Origin of the sequence: Paenilisteria newyorkensis (genome assembly GCF_000766145.1) — a bacterium.
GTDB lineage: Bacteria > Bacillota > Bacilli > Lactobacillales > Listeriaceae > Listeria_A > Listeria_A newyorkensis.
The window spans coordinates 1-15,295 of sequence record NZ_JNFB01000018.1; the positions used below are offsets into that span (position 1 = coordinate 1).

Consider the following 15,295-nt stretch of genomic DNA (forward strand, 5'->3'; position numbering starts at 1 on the left):
CGCCCTGCGATTCTTACCTAGAAACATCACTGTCTCTATTGGTTTTATCTTTGTTTCTGTTCAGTTTTCAAAGGTCAGTACTTTGTTCAACACAACTTTTATATCTTATCATATAGCATATTAGCGTGTCAACAACTTATTTTATTAATATTTTCGCGCTCTCAACTCGAGAACTTTTTAAGTATATAATATATGTTCATAAAAAGCAACTGTTTTGTTTTAATTCATTAAAATTGTATATTGCATTCATTTTCAATGCTATCCAAGAAGCCCACCAGTGCCTCATGTCTTTTGTTTGCTATCGGTCTAGCTGTATCTGTCTGGATTTTATCCTTAATCAATAAAAGCTTATCGTAAAAATGCTGTATGCTGCTTCCTTCCATGTTTTCAAGATTATATATATATCTCCCTTTAGCTCCGCCATAGGTAAAACACCTTGCTATTCCTATCGCCCCAATTGCATCTAACCTGTCTGCATCCTGCACGATTTTGCTTTCTAAGCTTAATTTAGTCTGTCCGCTTCCGCCATGACTAAAAGATACATTCTCAATAATTGATGAGATATCTTGAATTTCATCTTCAGTTAGACCGTGACTTCTAAACCAGCCTTCCATGACTTGTTCTGCCTGTACAGGATCACTATTCAATTTTGTATCCGTAAAATCATGAAATAAAGCAGCCATCTTAATAAGTAATAGATTGCCACCTTCTTTACTTTGGAGATGGACTGCCATTTTATAAACTCGGTCAATATGATACCAGTCATGCCCTGTCTTTTCATTTGCGAACTTCTTTTGTACATATGCTTTAGCTTGTTCTAAAATTTGATTGTCCATTTCCATCTATACCTCACTTTATATTATCTAATTTTCTTGTTTTTATGTAAAATAGATTCAAAGACTCTATATCTTACTTAGGAGGAATTTCTATATGTTCGAATTCAATAAAGTATTTTTAAAACGTGATGGGAAAATTTTATTAGATTCTATTGATTGGTCTGTTAAGAATAAAGAAAATTGGGCGGTGCTTGGACTAAATGGTTCTGGAAAAACTACTTTGCTGAAATTATTGAATGGCTATCTTTGGCCTACTTCTGGATCACTTAACGTTTTAGGTCGCCAATTTGGGAAGACGTCACTCCCAGAATTGCGGAAGTCTATTGGTTGGGTTAGTTCTTCTTTGCAACAGCAACTACGGGAATATGACCTAGCTGAGTCTATCGTTGTTAGCGGGAAATTTGCTAGTATCGGCTTGTATCAAGAAACTACTATTGAAGAACAAGAATCTGCTCGTGCAATTTTGATAGAATGTGGGGGCGAAGAATTAATTGGTAAGCGGTATGCTGTTTTATCACAAGGAGAACGACAGATTGTGCTTATCGCTAGAGCTCTTATGGCCAAACCTGCACTATTGATTCTTGATGAGCCCTGTACTGGCCTTGATATTTTCGCAAAGAAGCGTTTGCTAGACCGGATTGGAATGATTGCCAAACTTCCCACCGCTCCCACTATGCTTTATGTAACACACCATACAGAAGAGATATTACCATGTTTTAGTCACACACTATTACTTAGAGATGGGAAAAAATATGATGCAGGCCCTACCCAAACTATGCTCACTAGAGAAACGCTATCTCCCTTCTATTGTCATGGAGTAGATGTCGTTACTTTAGATAATGGTCAAATATCTGTTTTCCCTAGATAGAAAAATATTGCTTATGAGAATGTCTCCAAATAGATTTATTCTCATAAGCAATATTACTATTAAGCCTCCTGCTCGAACAGACGTGCTATCTCAATGATGACCTGTGTTGCCTTAAGCATGCTTTCCACAGATACATATTCAAATTTGCCATGATAGTTCTCCCCACCTGTAAAGATATTCGGTGTTGGCAAACCTTTAAAAGATAATTGTGACCCATCTGTTCCGCCTCTAATCGGACGAATATCTGGTTCAATATCTAAATTCTTCATAGCTCTGTAGGCTATATCAACAATTTCTTTGACTGGTTCAATTTTTTCTTTCATATTATAATATTGATCGTTCATTTCTAATACAATATTATCTTCACCATATTTCGCTTGCAGCTCTTTTACTATTTCAGAAACTTTAGCTTTTCTCATAATGAATGCATCATGATCAAAATCCCGGATAATATAGTAGGACTTGGCAAGCTCCACATCACCATTTAACGAGATTAAGTGGTAGAAGCCCTCGTAACCATCTGTTTTTTCTGGTACTTCTTCTTGTGGTAAGTAATTATGAAACTCCATTGCCATTTTATTTGCGTTGATCATCTTATCTTTAGCTGTCCCTGGGTGCACACTATTACCTTTAAATATGATTCGAGCAGCGGCAGCATTAAAACTCTCATACTCTAATTCTCCAAGCGGCCCCCCGTCCATAGTATACGCGAATTCAGCATCGAATGCTTTTACATCAAAGTTATGTGGGCCACGTCCGATTTCCTCATCTGGTGTGAAAGCTACACGGATTCGTCCGTGTTTAATCTCTGGGTGTTTCAATAAATAGTTCATCGCAACCATTATCTCAGTCATGCCAGCCTTGTCATCCGCACCCAGAAGTGTTGTCCCATCTGTTGTGATTAGCGTCTGACCTTTGTATGTAGGCAATTCTGGAAACGCTTCTGGTGAAAGAACAATTCCTAGCTCTTTATTTAGCACGATAGCTTTCCCGTCAAAATTTTCATGGATTTGTGGAGATACATTTTTACCAGTTAAATCTGTTGCTGTATCAATATGTGCTAGAAAACCTACGGTTGCCATATCTTTGGTGGTATTGCTTGGGAGGGTAGCCATTACATAGCCGTTCTGATCTATCGTTACTTCTTCCATTCCAATTTCCTTTAATTCTTTCACCAATATGTTCCCTAATTCTAGTTGTCCTTGTGTTGTTGGCACCGATGAACTTGCCTCGCTTGATTGCGTGTCTACTTTTACATATTTTGTGAACCGTTCTATTATTTCGTTTTTCATTGCTTTTTCCTCCCTAATTCTTATTTACTTTCTCTGCCATCTTCAAAACTGTGTTCCAGTTTCTTGCAGTCGCTTTTACTTGCAATACTTTTTCGACGAACTTGTTTGAATATACGCTATCCGATACGCCTGCGGTTAAAGAAATGTATAAAAATCTCCCCACAAGTAAGCTCTTATCTTGATTAGCTTGGCTTAATTGCTCTAATTTATGGATCATAGCTTGTTCAGGTATCCTATCTAGAAAATGAACCATCAACTTATCTGCGTTGAAAGGATTTCGCTTTAATACCTCTTCGTATTCGGGCACATTAAATGCTACAGCTGGGACATCAAAACCAAAATGTTTCTTGATTAATGCTTCTACTTTGCTCTGGATGGTCTCGTGGTCTGTCTCTTCTCGCTCTGCTATAACATTTCCGCTCTGAATATAGGTCGTAATATTCTGATAGCCTTCGCTTTGGAACGCTTCTTTCAATTCTGCCATCTTTATCTTGCGGTTACCTCCTACGTTAATTGCTCTCAAGAATATAATATACTTCATGTTCTACCTCCCGCTTACCATTATACCTAATAATTATTGTGAGGTATAATGGTAGATATCGAAGGAGTGATGGAATTGAAATTAATTTCTTGGAACGTCAATGGTCTCAGGGCTGCAGAAAAGAAGGGCTTCATGGATTATTTTAGAGAGGTAGATGCTGATATTTTTTGTCTGCAAGAAACCAAGCTTCAACAGGGTCAAATTGACTTAGATTTGTCAGGCTACTATGATTACTGGAACTACGCCGTCAAAAAAGGGTATTCTGGTACCGCTATTTTCTCTAAGTCTGAGCCGCTTTCTGTGCAGTATGGTTTAGATATTGAAGTTCATGACCAAGAAGGACGGGTGATTACGCTTGAGTTTCCCGAATTCTATATGATTACAGTCTATACGCCCAATTCGCAAAATGAATTGAAGCGTCTCGATTATCGAATGGACTGGGAAGATGCCTTCTTGGCACACCTAAAAAAGTTGGATCAAGCCAAGCCAGTCATTGTGTGCGGTGATTTGAATGTAGCTCATCAAGAAATCGATTTGAAAAACCCTAAAACGAATCGCAAGAATGCAGGGTTTTCAGATGAGGAACGTGGTAAATTTACTAACCTACTTGCAAGTGGGTTTACAGATTCTTTCCGGTACTTGTATCCTGAACTTGAAGGAGCCTATTCATGGTGGTCGTATCGTATGAATGCGCGCGCCCGAAACACAGGATGGCGCATCGATTACTTTGTTGTATCTAATCGCATCGCTGAGAATATTGAGGAAGCTTCAATACATGCAGACGTGATGGGATCAGACCATTGTCCTGTGGAGCTAGAGATTCGTATTTAGAGGTTATAGTATTCTTATTCGACAAACTTCTATAAAACCCTTTAAATTTCAAGAAAAAACGCGTATCCGGATATTACTGGATACGCGTTTTTCTAACTTATTTATTTTAATGTTGGAGATTCAACCCAACCAAGTCGTTTACCGCCATCATTGACACGGTACCAAATTTTATTATTCACTACTGCTTGGCTGTCTACATGTACTTCTTCCAGACTAGCAAGCGTGCCTCTAATAGTGCTATTGTCTATGACCGGGAAAGCATAAATTTTACCCGCTTCATTTTCAACGCCTCTGATTAGATTTACTTCTTGTTCCATCGACGTTGTGTAAGTCAGATTTAAATGATTCGCCTTGATCCAACCGATTTTTTGACCGTTTAAAGTCGCTTCATACCAAGTGGATCCATCGCTTACGTTAGCTCGGTTAACGAGCCGTAAATTCTTACCATTATAGCTCGTTAAATTGGCTTTTTTTGTTGCATTTTTCATTGTTTCGGGAACGCTCCACGCCGTTGCTGACGTGTTTGGCTTCACCTGTCCGTATGCGTAAATGCCTGTTTTAGCGGTTATTGTATCGTATACTTGGTCGTATTTCGCAAGGTTGTATGTTTCTACGGTTTCGATAAGTTGTTCCGCATAGTTAGGATCTGTTGCGTAGCCGCCATCTTCAATGATTTGGGCTGTTTTCTTGTAGTCCTCTTCGCCAACTAAGCCTGCATATTTATTCGGATTCCATGAAGGTCCATTAACAAATAGTAAAGCGTGGTCTTCTAGTGACTCATAATAGCTTGGATACGCGCGGAATGGAGCATCTATCGTCGTCCATTTATTATCGAAAAATTCTTTCGTGTTCATCGTGATGGATTGACCTTCGTAACTACCTTTAATTCCGAATAGGTTATTAGCTTGTTGTGTTAAGCCGCTTTTCCCCCATCCTGATTCTAAAATAGCCTGGGCAATCGTTACACTTGTTAAAACGCCATGCTCGCGTTGTAGTTTCTGTGCATCTGGCACTATTTTATCTAGAAAATTCTGCTGGGAATTGGTGTAGCTTATCGTTGAATTATTTTCTCGTTCTGCCGCATATGTGCTAACTGGAATACCAATTGTGCCCATCATCATCCCAATGGTTCCTAAAATAGCTACGCTGCGTTTGACTGATTTTTTCATTCGGTTTATTCTACACTTCTTTCTGATTTTTTTATAGTATTTTTGTTTTCATGTATCTTTTCAAATCAACAGGGTTCATTCTAGCAAAAATAGTGTTGCATTTAGGTTACAGGAATGTGTCATTTCTGTTTATAATATTACATAATGTGTCTAGACCGCTATTCATAGCCAGTTTCCAGATATGTTTTATTTTTGAACACATCAAAAAAACGCCATAAATTTATAGCGTTTTAATGCGAATCACATCTTTTTTTACCCAGCCCAACATTTTTGAACCGGTTTTTATTTGGTACCAACTGCCATTTTCAGTCCTCATTTCTTGGACGATTTCTACTTTTCCCGTTCCATATTTCGCCAAATCATTTGTCTTTTTAGACCCTTTTGTTCTGGGTGGACTAGACCAAATAGTAGTATCTTTTGTAAGCACTGGCGAACCTACTTTTTGGATGTTTTTTCTGAAAATAATCGTGTCGTAAATTTTATCGTAGGCTTGTAAATTTCTTTGCTCGATTAGGTCAATTAGTTTAGCAGCGTAACCTGGATCTGTTGCATAGCCCGATTTTTGTAGCGCATTGGCCGCTGTACGGTGGTCTTTTGCCTGTACAACTTCGCGATATTTGTCTTTATCCCAAGAAGTTCCTTTCAAAAATAGACTGGCGTGGTCGTCGAGTGATTCAAACCATGTTGGATATTTTCGAAATGCGGCATCAACAGTGACCCACGTATCGTTTTCGTATTCTTGTGTTGGCATTGTTACGGAATCGTTTTGATAACGACCTTTGATGCCGAACAAATTCCGTCCATCTGTTGCTAGTCAACTGTTCCCCCAGTCAGACTCTAAAATGGCTTGGGCCAAGGTAATACTAGTCAAAATGCCGTCTTTTTCTTGTATTTGTTGTGCATGTCCAGCTAGTAGTTCAATGAATTCTTGTTTTGGATCGACACGCGTTACTTCTACTGGCTCGTCTTCTGTAAAAAACAATTTATCTGCTACGAAAAAAGCCAAACCGCCGAGTAAAACGACTGCAAGTAAAATTCCAATAAGAAGTGGTGTTTTCTTCCGACGTCTCATTTTTGTAAAACCTACTTTCTGTACCTTGATGCCCTTTTTACCCTATTGTCTTATTGTATCCGAAAAGCAGTATATTTTGCAACCATCCTAAGGCTTAGAAATTATTTTTTGATTCCATGATTATACCATCTTCTGTATCTCTTATTTTCGCTTTTTTGGGGGCAGAAGATACGATTTTCATAGTGTACATATCTGCCATACATAAGGCCGAATGCGCTACAATCAGTAAGTAAATGGCTACTAAATCGCCTGGAAATTCCAATGCTAAAATAACGAGAATCAGGGTTAATAAAACACATGGTCCGATGCTGATAATGTTGAATTGCCATTTTGTGAATAATTGATTGGGGCAGTTAAAATAAAGCATACCTTTTTTCAAGCTTATTTTTAGTTTACCGTTGCCAAGTACCCAAAAAAGTAGTCCGTGGATGAGTTCATGAATAGTGAAAACAATGTATAGCGCGATGCAAAATAGAATAATGCCTGTTACAGTGAAGTTGACTGGTACGGATTCGCGTAGAGCCAGTACGACGCCGACCATTAACATAATCACGGTTATAGCTGTGGCCATTATTTTAATGGTTTGCATTCTTTTTTTGTCGTTAACGATGTTGTATTCCTTCGACAGTGCTTGTGTTCTCATAACAATCTTGACCTCATTTCTTACAATCCTTGCTAACACAAAATACTCCCGTTTCCCTTCCATCCATTATAGTATGAAAAATGGGTAGAAAACAATTATTATGTAAAAAAATCGACTTTCTTCTATATAAATGTTTATATCTGGGCAAAAAAATCTCAACCTAGTTTCACAGTAGATCGAGATTTTCAAATTTTATTATTTATATTTTATTTCGAATCGCAGTGTTGTCTTGAGTTTGTCTGGTGCTACTTTTTTGAAATCGGATAAATAAATTTCTTTGTGGTTTTTGCTTGTTCTTTCTATATTATTCTCTTCGCAGTATGCTTCCATTTTTGCAAACGATGCTGGTTCGTCGTCAAAGCTTCCCACGTGTAGCATTTGCAAATTTAGTCCTTCTGTTATTTCTTCTAGCTTTAATTGATTCAGGTATTCTTCGGAAACTTTTTTAGCGGCTTTTTCTTTGGCCATTTTGAACAGTTCTGGTGTGATAAAGTCTGGTTGGCGTAGCATGATTTTGTATGTGAGTTTGTCTTTATCAAAGGCTAGACTTCCGGGTTCTAAACTCCAGAATCCTTCTAGTGGGAATACCGTGTAATCATAGTATCCTTCAGGGGTTACCCCTTTTTTCGGCATCATTTTTATCGCGTAGGACGTGGCGTATAATGCCGTGACTAATTCTGAAAACAGTGGATTATTCGGATTGCCTTTTCCGCGTATTGTGATGTATTTCATTGGTCCGAGGTCGATTATTTCTGGATTTGCTTTTGGTAAGTAGATTTTTTTGTCTTGTTTTCGCCATTCATATTTCATGGTTTTCCTCCTTTATTGGGAAACATGCTTCGGTTACCCAGTTTTCTTGATTGGGTTCGGTCGCGATGGAGACGTGATAAATATTGAACATCGGGCCGCTTAATTGATAATTATGATTTTCTAGCCAAATCGCGACGGTTTCAGTCACGGCTGTCATTTGTTCATAGCTCCCATTTATTATAACAGAAGCGACAGTTACTGCGGAGGCTTCTTTGAAAAATATACCGTTTCTTGACTCGTAGTCTGCGGTTTTAATGGCAACTTGAACCTCAACATCGACATCTGCCTCACGATAAGCTTCATCATGAAAAATGGCCATGCTGTAGGGCTCTTTCGCAAAGTGGACTTGCTGCGGAATAATTTCTGCGTACAGTCGTTCCCAAAGCAAACCTTCACTCGCAAAAGCCGGAATCGTGTCTCGAATACTGGCAACAAAGCGTTCTGGAATCTCTTTTTTGATAATATGATAGTTCCATTTGGCGCTGTCTTCTTTTAGAACGGCTAGCGAACTTTCTAGAAGCAGGCTTTGTTGCTTGATTGTCTCCAACTCTTCTTGTAATTCCAGTTCACGAATCGCAAAGTGGGATTGGATGGTTTTGGCGTCGGATCCGGATGTTAGAATTTCGTTGATGACGGAGAGGCTGAGCCCGATTTCTTTTAGTTTCTGGATTTTATTGATGGTTTGTAGTTGCTTCGCTGAATAATAACGATAATTGGTTTCTGTGTTAATTTTTTCTGGGATGAGTAAGCCGATTTTATCATAGTGGCGCAAAGATCGGATGCTTACGTTTGCTAGTTTGGAAAATTCGCCGATTTGGAACATGTTGTGCCTCCTTGTTAAGCTTTGATACCTTTATTTTAAACGATGACATAGGTGGAGAGTCAAGCGCATAACTAAGATTAGTCTATTAATCTTTAAATCAGCTACTTTTTTATTGGAAATTTTTGTAGTAGGCTTGAGACAGCATCTTGTTTTTGTTGGCATAAATGTAAGCGCATTATTATTTTTAGAAAGGGAGAGACGTATGAAAAAACTGAAAATGTTAACTGCTTTACTTAGTTTGTCACTTTTGGCCTCATTACTAGCTCCATCTTTAGGCGCGTATGCGATGACCTCGGAGGATAAGGAGACGCAAGCGAAGACGGGACAGCCGTTTGCCTCTTACTGGTTCCCAAATGAACTGCTAAAATGGAGTCCAAAAACAGATCCAGATGCACCGTTTAATAAAGGCACGATTCCTTTGAAAAAACGAGTGACATCAGCTAAATCTAACGCTACGCAAACGAGCAAAGGGGAACTGATGTCGCTTGATATTATCAATCAGCATACAGCGGGAACGCCTTCGCAAGGTTTTAAGAGTATTCAGGTGTACAATCCGACGCAATGGCAATATATTGATGTGCTCGTTGCTTGGGCTGGTTCTTCTGGTGAAGGGATTATTATTCCGCCGAGCGCCGACACGATTGATATGGCGCATAAAAACGGCGTGCCTGTAGTCGGGACTGTCTTTTTCCCGCCGAATGTGTATGGTGGAAAGACCGAATGGGTGAAGCAGTTTATTACGAAGGATGCGAATGGGCGGTATCCTGTGGCTGATAAATTGCTGGAGGTCGCGAATTATTACGGTTTCGATGGCTGGTTTATCAATCAGGAAACGACTGGTTTTACAACGGCTGATTCCGTTGCTATGCAAAATGTACTGAAGTATATGCAAGCTAAAAAAGGCGCGAATCAGCAAATCATTTGGTACGACTCGATGACGACGACTGGCGAAATTGATTGGCAAGGTGCTTTGAACGAGAAGAATAGTCCTTTCTTAACGCAGAATAAAAAAGCGGTTTCGAATGGGATGTTTATTGACTTTCGCTGGAATCCGGACCGTCTTGCTGCCTCTAATAAAAATGCGGCCGCGCTCGGTGTGAATCCGCATAAATTATATGCTGGCGTCGATGTTCAATCCAATGGCTATACTAGTAATGTCAATTGGGGCGCGATTTTCCCTCCAGCTGGGCAAGCGCCGATTGTTTCGCTCGGCCTCTATATTCCTGGCTGGGTTTACTACAATTCGACGAGTGAGGCTGATTTTGTAGCAAAAGAAAATAAGTTTTGGAATGGCAATAAAGTCGATCCGCGTTATCCTGAAAATGTGACTGGCGCAAAGGATTGGCAAGGTATCGCAAAATATTTCCCAGAGAAATCCGGTATTTCAGCACTCCCGCTCAAAACCAATTTTAATACTGGGAAAGGAACCTTTTTCAATAAGAATGGCGTTCGGTTGCAAACTGGCGAATGGAATCAGCGTGGGATGCAAGATGTGATGCCGACCTATCGCTTTATTTTGGATAATAAAGGTGGCAATAAATTAGCGGCTAGCATTGCTTCGGATGACGCTTACACTGGCGCTTCTTCCCTACTTTTATCTGGAAATACGGTGAAAAATGGGACGACAACGACGAAATTGTTCGCAACGGATGTCAAAGTAAAGCGCGACACAACTTTTTCGATGAAGGTGAAAGGTACTGGAAATGCACATAAACTCGTGTTGCAATTTGCAGGTGAGAAAAATCCTCGTAAAGTCGCGTTGAAGGCTTCAAGCACCGGCTGGGTCAACTGGGCAACGACGCTCAGTCCTTACTACGGCAAAACGATTAAAGAAATTTCGCTTGAAACAACAACGACCGCAACACAATCTAATGCAAAAATTCGAATCGGTGAAATTGCGCTTCAAGGCAAAACAGATATTGGCTACGTCGGCGCGGTGAAGAACGTCAAAGTAGCTGAGAAAGTAACACCAGAACGCAAAACAAACGCTCGTATCACTTGGGATAAAGCGCTTGGCAACGTTCGCTATTATGAAATTTATCAAAAAAATGCTAAAGGAGCACAAGAATTAATTGGTACAACGCCTTCTAGTGCCTTCTTTGCAACCGACGTCTATACTGTGAAAGGCAAAGCTCAAATTACAGTGAAAGCCGTCGGGTATTAAACTTAAAAGAGTTTGGTGCATAACCGAAATAAATCGGCGACAAGCGCTCGCATTGTTGGGGCTGTTCGAAATGAAATGAGTTACAGCCCCAATATGCCTATGAGCATCGCGAATAGGCGGTCCATCAGGAGGTTTAGAACAAGAATGCGATACATCTCTACGGTTCTGCTACACAAGAGCAGTTTCGCTTAACTTCTCGCATGGTCGGGGATACGACTCCCTTCCTGCTTTCAGTCATCACGTACAGTCGTACGCTCCGCTTCCGGCTTCCACCAAATCCCCTGAATACAAACGCTTTCGCTCAATTTGTGTAAAGCTTAATCTTCGTCTTACCCAAAATATGGGCGAGGCGATTTTTTCTTATTTGGCGTTTGTCCCGACCTCTTCCTATTTCTGGCGTTTGTCGATAAACCAGCTTCCGAGCGCACCGACTAGAAGAATTCCTAGCGATGGTATCGAGTAATCGACGAAGAAAGTGGTGAACTCGATTCCCGCGAATTGCAATGCGACCGTCACTAATCTGGCGACCAATAAAATAAGCCCAATAATGACCAAGGCATTAAAAAATAATTTCAAAAAATGCATCCCTTCTCCTCCTGTCTCTCTTCCATGTTATAATTTAATAGAAGAAAGTTCAAGTTTGGGAGTGATAATATGACCTATCCGCGCGATTTAATCGATCCAATTATCCTTAAAAATAGAGAATTTGACTTGGAGGGTTTCGTATTTGGTAATGGCGATTTTTCACCTGATATTATGTTGATTGGTGAGGCTCCTGGTGAAGTCGAGATTAGAACTGGAGTCCCATTTACTGGGCGTTCTGGCAAGGAACTCGATAAAACGCTTGCTATCGCTGGTTTAACACGCGATCAAGTTTATATTACAAGCATCGTTCGAAGTCGCCCATTTGGCAGGAAAACAATCATCGATAAAACTGGGCAGAAAATCGAGAAACGTCCGAATCGAATGCCAAAACAAAAAGAAATCCTGTTACACGCCCCGCTTCTTGATTATGAAATTGCGCAAGTCCAGCCGAAATTAATCATCGCTTTGGGTGGCTGTTCCTTGAAGCGCCTCATCGATAATAACATGAAGATTTCTGAGTCGCATGGCACTATTTGGCATGGGAAGATCAAACAGCTTGGCGCCGATTCTAATTATGTCCCCTCTCAGCAAGCATACGATGTTTTTCCGATATTCCATCCTGCCGCTATTTTCTACAATCGTAAAATAGAACCACAACTCATTGCGGATTGGGAGAAGTTGAAAGAAATTTTAGAGGCGAAAGCAATATAAACGACAGATCCGCACGTTTGTTCTATAATGATACTACTAATGAAAAAGGGGGATTGTTTGATGACACTATTATTGATGTTGGCTGGGCTGATGGCGGGGATGACTATTCCTGTTCAAACTGCGGTCAATTCACGACTACGCGGCTATACAAAATCGCCTTTTATCGCCTCTTGGGTGTCTTTTTTGATTGGAAGTATTATTTTGATCGCACTGGCACTCGTTTTTGAGCACAGTTGGACGTTTGATGTACATATACTGGCGGTTAATCCTTGGTGGATTTGGTTCGGCGGTGGCGCGCTTGGTGTGTTCTTTTTAACGTCAAATATTTTATTAATGCCGCGACTCGGCTCGGCTTTGACCGTCGTGATTACGCTTTGTGGCCAAATGGTGATGGCACTTTTGATTGACCATTTCGGCTGGTTTGGCGTGCCGATTCATGAGCTTAATTTGCCACGAGTTATCGGAATCGCAATGATGTTTTTCGGCGTTATTCTGATGCAGCGTTATTAAAGGAGGATTTTTTATGACAACAAAACGATCTAAATCGATGATCGCATTTATGTGCATGGGGCTTGTGGCGGGCATGATGTCGCCGATTCAGACGTCCATTAATAGCCGATTGCGGATTGCGGTGGATTCGCCGATTATTGCTTCGATGATTTCATTTCTGGTCGGGATGACGCTACTCCTACTCATATCACTAATTGTCGAACGCAGACTGACATTTCAACTGCGCGGCGTTGGTCGAATTCCGTGGTGGATTTTCACTGGTGGCGCACTCGGCGTTATTTTTGTTACGTCGAATATTTTACTGCTACCGCTACTCGGCTCGGCGCTGACCGTTGTTTTGGCGCTTTGCGGGCAGATGATTATTGCGCTGACGATTGACCATTTCGGCTGGTTCGGCATTATCCGGCATCCCATTAATCGTTACCGCGTACTCGGCGTGCTTTCGATGGTTGGCGGTGTTCTGCTGATTCAATGGTTCTAAACTGACTCCGTTCGGGACTTCCTTTATTCAAAATTACTGCTATAATAATTAGAGGCTCAGTCAGAAAAAAAGGGAGATGAGGCAGTGATTACTAAAATACCTTTTAACAATGGGAAATATGATTGGATTAATATCAACATTGAGAACCCTACGGAATTAAAGAAGTTCTACGAGGAATATGAAATTGATGATGAAGTTGTGGCTTATTCGCTGGATAGAAACGAGCGCGCGCATTTGGAGTATGATTTAGCTACGAATACGTTTGTGCTGTTTTTCAACGTGCCGAACAATGAGAAAATTGATGATCATTATGAGACGATTCCGATGACGTTTTTGATTAAAGGCTCGCAATTTATTACGGTGACGAATGCGAAAAATCAATATGTGGCGGATAAAATGAAACGATATTTGGACAACAACGATGGAAAAACGATTTTTGAGTTCTTATTTAGTTCTTTATTTATGATTACCGATTCCTATTTTCCGTTCGTCGAGCAAATGGATGCCGATAGAAAAACGATTAATGACAAATTGAAGGAAAAAACGACGAAGCAAAATCTGCTTTCTCTATCTGATTTGGAGACTGGTATCGTTTACTTTGTTTCAGCATCGAAGCAAAATCTAGTTTTGTTGGAGCAGATTAAGACGCATATTATTTATCGGACGCTCGATGCGAATGAGAAAGAGCAGTTTGAAGATGCGGTGATTGAGGCAAAGCAGTTGGTTGAGATGACGCAATTATCATCGCAAATTTTGCAGCAGTTGTCGGGAACGTATAACAATATTTTGAATAATAATCTGAATGATACGATTAAAATTTTGACGGTGTTGTCGATTCTGCTAACGATTCCTACGATTATTACCGGATTTTTCGGGATGAACATGCCTTTGCCGCTGGAACACAATCCGTTTGGCTGGATCACTACGATTGCGATTAGTGTCGTTGTTTGGTTCGTGCTTTCCTATGTATTACGCAGATTGTTGAGACGGTGAAAAAGACCGAATACTAGGCCCAAAAAGCTCAGCGTTCGGTCTTTTTCAGTTAAATGGGTACTCTTTATTCAGAATAGCGTCGATCGTATTAAGTACGCCCTCTTCATTGTTCGAGTCGGTCATATAATTCGCAGCACTTTTGACCGGCTCCGTCGCATTTCCCATCGCAAAACCGTATGCCACATGATGCAGCATCTCGATATCATTACCACTATCTCCAAAAGCGACTGTTTCATGATCTTCAATATGACATAGCTCCTGAATCCGCTTCACGCCGTGCGCCTTATGTAAACCGGGAATAATCAAATCAATATACACATTTCCACTCGTGACTGGTGTAATAAAATCGCCAACGCTTTCATGCAATTTATCCAACACTTCTGGCACGTCCGATTCGTTAAACGTGAGCGCGAATTTGAAAATTGTATCGTTGATGGTATAGAGATCGTCCACGCGCTTTAATTTATGGTAGTATTTCAAGCTTTGATTGAAGTCCGCCTCGCCAACGTACGCACTATTCCGGCCACAAACAACAAGGCTACTGGGCTGGAAATCGCGAAGAATATCAAGGACCTTGCGCACCGTATTCTCACTCATTTCACCACAAAAAACTTCCTCATTGGAATGAACGATATACGCACCATTTTCAGCCACGAAAGAAATTTCGTCCACAAAATCTGGAAAGAATGATTTTAATTGATAATACTGATTTCCGCTTGCGACAACAAATCGGATACCACGCTTTTTTAATTCAGTGTATTGTTGGCGGAAACGTTCGCGGTTGTAATCTTGGTTGTTATTCAAGAATGTGCCGTCCATATCGACTGCGATTAGTTTTATTGGCATTTTGGGTTGGCTCCTTTTTGGGCTGTATTTAGCTCTATTATAACATTTCTAAGTACAAAAAAAGAGCCGAAACCCTATAAAAGGATTTCAAGCTCTTTGGAATTTACTCCCACTCGATTC

At 40.3% G+C, this 15,295-nt stretch carries 18 protein-coding genes and 1 pseudogene; 7 read left to right on the top strand and 12 right to left on the bottom strand.

Annotated elements, in window-relative coordinates; translation table 11 throughout:
• Positions 1 to 227: 227 nt before the first annotated feature.
• Positions 228 to 842, bottom strand: a complete 615-nt coding sequence (locus EP58_RS08825; RefSeq protein ID WP_036092574.1) for an HD domain-containing protein — start codon at positions 840 to 842, stop codon at positions 228 to 230.
• An 88-nt stretch (positions 843 to 930) separates the two neighbouring features.
• Between EP58_RS08825 and EP58_RS08830 the strand changes: the two genes are divergently transcribed.
• Positions 931 to 1,704, top strand: a complete 774-nt coding sequence (locus tag EP58_RS08830) for an ABC transporter ATP-binding protein (protein WP_036092577.1) — start codon at positions 931 to 933, stop codon at positions 1,702 to 1,704.
• 59 nt (positions 1,705 to 1,763) lie between these two features.
• On the opposite strand, the gene pepT is transcribed toward EP58_RS08830, so the two are convergent.
• Together pepT and EP58_RS08840 are read right to left on the bottom strand one after the other, a co-directional pair.
• A complete protein-coding gene (gene pepT, locus EP58_RS08835) occupies positions 1,764 to 2,996 on the bottom strand; it encodes a peptidase T (protein ID WP_036092579.1) in 1,233 nt (410 codons plus the stop codon).
• Between the two features lie 13 nt (positions 2,997 to 3,009).
• Complete coding sequence (locus EP58_RS08840) at positions 3,010 to 3,537, bottom strand: DUF1697 domain-containing protein (protein ID WP_036092582.1); 528 nt, start codon at positions 3,535 to 3,537, stop codon at positions 3,010 to 3,012.
• Positions 3,538 to 3,612: 75 nt separating this feature from the next.
• Here EP58_RS08840 and EP58_RS08845 point away from each other — a divergent pair, with 75 nt between their 5' ends.
• Positions 3,613 to 4,368 (top strand): exodeoxyribonuclease III, encoded by a 756-nt coding sequence (locus tag EP58_RS08845; RefSeq protein WP_036092686.1) that lies wholly within the window; start codon positions 3,613 to 3,615, stop codon positions 4,366 to 4,368.
• A gap of 101 nt (positions 4,369 to 4,469) precedes the next feature.
• On the opposite strand, the gene EP58_RS08850 is transcribed toward EP58_RS08845, so the two are convergent.
• The 7 genes and pseudogenes from EP58_RS08850 to EP58_RS08870 form a co-directional block, all read right to left on the bottom strand.
• Positions 4,470 to 5,537: a glucosaminidase domain-containing protein gene (locus EP58_RS08850; RefSeq protein ID WP_052171411.1), complete on the bottom strand. Its 1,068-nt coding sequence runs from the start codon at positions 5,535 to 5,537 to the stop codon at positions 4,470 to 4,472.
• 220 nt (positions 5,538 to 5,757) lie between these two features.
• Positions 5,758 to 6,057 (bottom strand): GW domain-containing glycosaminoglycan-binding protein, encoded by a 300-nt coding sequence (locus tag EP58_RS17805; RefSeq protein WP_273625648.1) that lies wholly within the window; start codon positions 6,055 to 6,057, stop codon positions 5,758 to 5,760.
• Positions 6,046 to 6,339 (bottom strand): annotated as a pseudogene (locus EP58_RS17810) (glycoside hydrolase family 73 protein); the annotation flags it as partial. The pseudogene EP58_RS17810 and the gene EP58_RS17805, both read right to left, overlap by 12 nt.
• A gap of 12 nt (positions 6,340 to 6,351) precedes the next feature.
• Positions 6,352 to 6,609, bottom strand: a complete 258-nt coding sequence (locus EP58_RS16990; RefSeq protein ID WP_052171413.1) for a glucosaminidase domain-containing protein — start codon at positions 6,607 to 6,609, stop codon at positions 6,352 to 6,354.
• 94 nt (positions 6,610 to 6,703) lie between these two features.
• A complete protein-coding gene (locus EP58_RS08860) occupies positions 6,704 to 7,252 on the bottom strand; it encodes a DUF3267 domain-containing protein (protein WP_036092586.1) in 549 nt (182 codons plus the stop codon).
• Between the two features lie 195 nt (positions 7,253 to 7,447).
• Entirely contained in the window at positions 7,448 to 8,062 is a 615-nt protein-coding gene (locus EP58_RS08865) for a GyrI-like domain-containing protein (protein ID WP_036092589.1), read from the bottom strand.
• Positions 8,052 to 8,885, bottom strand: a complete 834-nt coding sequence (locus tag EP58_RS08870) for a MerR family transcriptional regulator (protein WP_036092591.1) — start codon at positions 8,883 to 8,885, stop codon at positions 8,052 to 8,054. Before EP58_RS08870 ends, EP58_RS08865 begins: the two co-directional genes overlap by 11 nt.
• A 202-nt stretch (positions 8,886 to 9,087) precedes the next feature.
• Between EP58_RS08870 and EP58_RS08875 the strand changes: the two genes are divergently transcribed.
• Positions 9,088 to 11,049: an endo-beta-N-acetylglucosaminidase gene (locus tag EP58_RS08875; protein WP_052171414.1), complete on the top strand. Its 1,962-nt coding sequence runs from the start codon at positions 9,088 to 9,090 to the stop codon at positions 11,047 to 11,049.
• Positions 11,050 to 11,436: 387 nt separating this feature from the next.
• Here EP58_RS08875 and EP58_RS08880 read toward each other — a convergent pair whose 3' ends face one another.
• Positions 11,437 to 11,634: a hypothetical protein gene (locus EP58_RS08880; RefSeq protein ID WP_036081825.1), complete on the bottom strand. Its 198-nt coding sequence runs from the start codon at positions 11,632 to 11,634 to the stop codon at positions 11,437 to 11,439.
• A gap of 69 nt (positions 11,635 to 11,703) precedes the next feature.
• Here EP58_RS08880 and EP58_RS08885 point away from each other — a divergent pair, with 69 nt between their 5' ends.
• The 4 genes from EP58_RS08885 (at position 11,704) to EP58_RS08900 (ending at position 14,329) form a co-directional block, all read left to right on the top strand.
• Positions 11,704 to 12,345 carry a uracil-DNA glycosylase gene (locus tag EP58_RS08885; protein ID WP_036092593.1) on the top strand — a complete coding sequence of 214 codons (642 nt, stop codon included), beginning with the start codon at positions 11,704 to 11,706 and terminating at the stop codon, positions 12,343 to 12,345.
• Between the two features lie 39 nt (positions 12,346 to 12,384).
• Positions 12,385 to 12,855, top strand: coding sequence for a DMT family transporter (locus EP58_RS08890; protein WP_373862724.1), 471 nt, complete (start codon positions 12,385 to 12,387; stop codon positions 12,853 to 12,855).
• A 13-nt stretch (positions 12,856 to 12,868) separates the two neighbouring features.
• Positions 12,869 to 13,336 (top strand): DMT family transporter, encoded by a 468-nt coding sequence (locus EP58_RS08895; protein ID WP_036092597.1) that lies wholly within the window; start codon positions 12,869 to 12,871, stop codon positions 13,334 to 13,336.
• Positions 13,337 to 13,420: 84 nt separating this feature from the next.
• Entirely contained in the window at positions 13,421 to 14,329 is a 909-nt protein-coding gene (locus EP58_RS08900; RefSeq protein ID WP_036092598.1) for a magnesium transporter CorA family protein, read from the top strand.
• Positions 14,330 to 14,374: 45 nt separating this feature from the next.
• Here the strand turns inward: EP58_RS08900 and EP58_RS08905 are convergent, their stop codons facing one another.
• Complete coding sequence (locus EP58_RS08905; RefSeq protein ID WP_036092600.1) at positions 14,375 to 15,175, bottom strand: Cof-type HAD-IIB family hydrolase; 801 nt, start codon at positions 15,173 to 15,175, stop codon at positions 14,375 to 14,377.
• Positions 15,176 to 15,295 lie beyond the last annotated feature (120 nt).